We start from the raw sequence: 1,913 nt of genomic DNA on the forward strand, positions 1-1,913 counted from the left end.
CGGGAGCGCGGCGGTCGGAGTTGCCCTCACGCAGGACGGGGTTCACCGCACTGCCCTTGACCTTGTCGTACCGCGCGCGGACGTCCTTGTCCTCGACCGTCGTATGCCGCAACGGTGTGCCGTCAGTGCTGACGGCCCGTGCGGCGCCTGCGCAGGGCGAGGAAGGTACCGGCCGCGGCCAGCGTCACGAGCGCGGAGCCCGCGGCGACCTCCGCCGGCTCCACTCCGCCGGCACTGCCGCCCAGCCCGCCCAGTACCCCGCCTGGCATGGCCGTGGAGCTGGTCGTGGGCGCGGTCGACGGGGTGGTGGTGGCACCGCTCGTGATGGTGAGGGCGGCCGTCCGCGTGGCCGTGCCGCAGCGGAACGTCACCTGGTAGACGGCACCCCGCCTGGCGGTCCGGTCGACCGTGGCGGTGGCCGACCGCCCACGGGGGATGGTCACCGTGTTGAACACGCCCGAGAACGCGGTCGCGTCGCTGGTGCAGCCCACAGCCCCGAGGGTGACCCGCCCTCCCGGCGCGACCGTCGACGGGGTGATGCTGGGCGTGAAGGTGGTGGGCGTGCCGCCGGTGAGCACCTGGGCCGACGCGGCCGGTGTCATGAGGGCGCAGGCGGCGGCGCCCAGCAGTGCGACGGGTGCGACACGTATCGCGCGCATGGTTGATCCTCCGGGTCCCCGAGGAGCAGCTGCGGAACGGATTTCCGCACGGCATGGGAAATGCACCTCGATGCCCGAAACGCTAGGAGTGCTCCATATCACCCGCGATCGGGGTCGGGCGAATGGGGCAGCCCTGTCCCCCGGCCGGCGCATCGGCCGGGGGTGGGACCGGTCCGCGCTACCCGCCCGTCGCGTGGGGGAACAGATCGACGAAGGGTGCGGTGGTGGCCGAGATGCCCCGGCCGAACGGGGCGTCGAAGTCCCAGATGAGGAAGAGCAGGAAGGCGATCAGGACGCTGAAGAGCCCGGCCAGCAGCAGTTCGCGGAAGGTTCTCCGGATCTGGAGCGTGAAGATCAGCCCGACGGTGACGAGCGCACCGGTGATCAGCCCGAACCAGACGACCCCCGGCATGGTCGCTCCCGCGTTCTGCCCCCGCGAGCCGCGCGCGTCGTCCACGGCCGCCACCTGGTCGACGAGGGGCTGGTAGGCCTGCCCCTCGTGGTCCGTGCGCGGCTGGTACTCCGTGACATCGGCCCGCACCCGGTCGAGCAGCCGGGTGCCCTCCTCGGTGAGGCTGCCGTGTTCGGTCATGGCCTTCCACTCGTCGTCGACGACGTACGCCACGTAGGCGTCGACGTCCCTTCGGATGCGGTCGCGCACCTCGGCCGGGTAGACGGCGGAGCGGGCGCTGACCTCGTGCAGGGCCTGCGCCTCCAGGCGCACCGACTCCTGGGCGGCACTGCGGCCCTCCCATACGCCGGCGATGGCCAGGCCGAGGACGATCGCGTACACCACGCCGATCATCATCGTCATGTACTCGATGACGTCGGGCGTCTCCGACGGGTCGTCGTCGTCACCGATCCGGCGGTTGTTGAGGATGGCGATGGTCAGGACGACGGCGCAGGCCGCCGCCATCGCGATGGTCAGGACGAGCCATTCCGACATGGGTTCCCTCCTCGGTCAGCGGGACGATCGGGGCCGCAGGACTGCTACGGCGAAGACGGCGGGGGCGGTGATCACCAAGGTGAGGGAGACCAGTGAGGTGCCGGCTCGGGGTGTTCTGCGGGCCGGCCTGCGGTAGGTGGGCAGGGCGACCGGCTCGGGGGCGGCCGGCCGGGCGGTGGGTTCGGAAGGTCGAGGGGCAGGGGGTGAGGGCGGCGGTGGTGGCGGAGGGGGCGGTGGCGGTGGAGCCGGCTCGGGTTCCGGCTCGGGCGGCGCGGGAGCCGGTGCCGGTGCCGGTGCCGGAGGCGGGG

Annotated in this window: 3 protein-coding genes; all 3 read right to left on the reverse strand. The window is 72.7% G+C overall.

Features of this window, described 5'->3' with window-relative positions; genetic code table 11:
* On the reverse strand, window positions 1-112 hold a 112-nt coding region (locus ABZ371_RS32155), incomplete at its 3' end, for an NADP-dependent isocitrate dehydrogenase (RefSeq protein ID WP_358686387.1).
* Window positions 113-122: 10 nt separating this feature from the next.
* The gene (locus ABZ371_RS32160; protein WP_358686382.1) at window positions 123-659 is read right to left on the reverse strand and encodes a hypothetical protein; all 537 of its coding nucleotides are present in this window, start codon (window positions 657-659) and stop codon (window positions 123-125) included.
* A gap of 178 nt (window positions 660-837) precedes the next feature.
* Window positions 838-1,605 carry a hypothetical protein gene (locus ABZ371_RS32165; RefSeq protein ID WP_358686385.1) on the reverse strand — a complete coding sequence of 256 codons (768 nt, stop codon included), beginning with the start codon at window positions 1,603-1,605 and terminating at the stop codon, window positions 838-840.
* Window positions 1,606-1,913 lie beyond the last annotated feature (308 nt).

The sequence above is a fragment of the Streptomyces sp. NPDC005899 genome, from assembly GCF_040629645.1.
In the GTDB taxonomy this organism is placed as follows: Bacteria; Actinomycetota; Actinomycetes; order Streptomycetales; family Streptomycetaceae; genus Streptomyces.

Coding starts and splice junctions, on each gene's coding strand:
- ABZ371_RS32160 (WP_358686382.1), bottom strand. CDS start 659: ATGCGCGCGATACGTGTCGCACCCGTCGCACTGCTGGGCGCCGCCGCC.
- ABZ371_RS32165 (WP_358686385.1), bottom strand. CDS start 1,605: ATGTCGGAATGGCTCGTCCTGACCATCGCGATGGCGGCGGCCTGCGCC.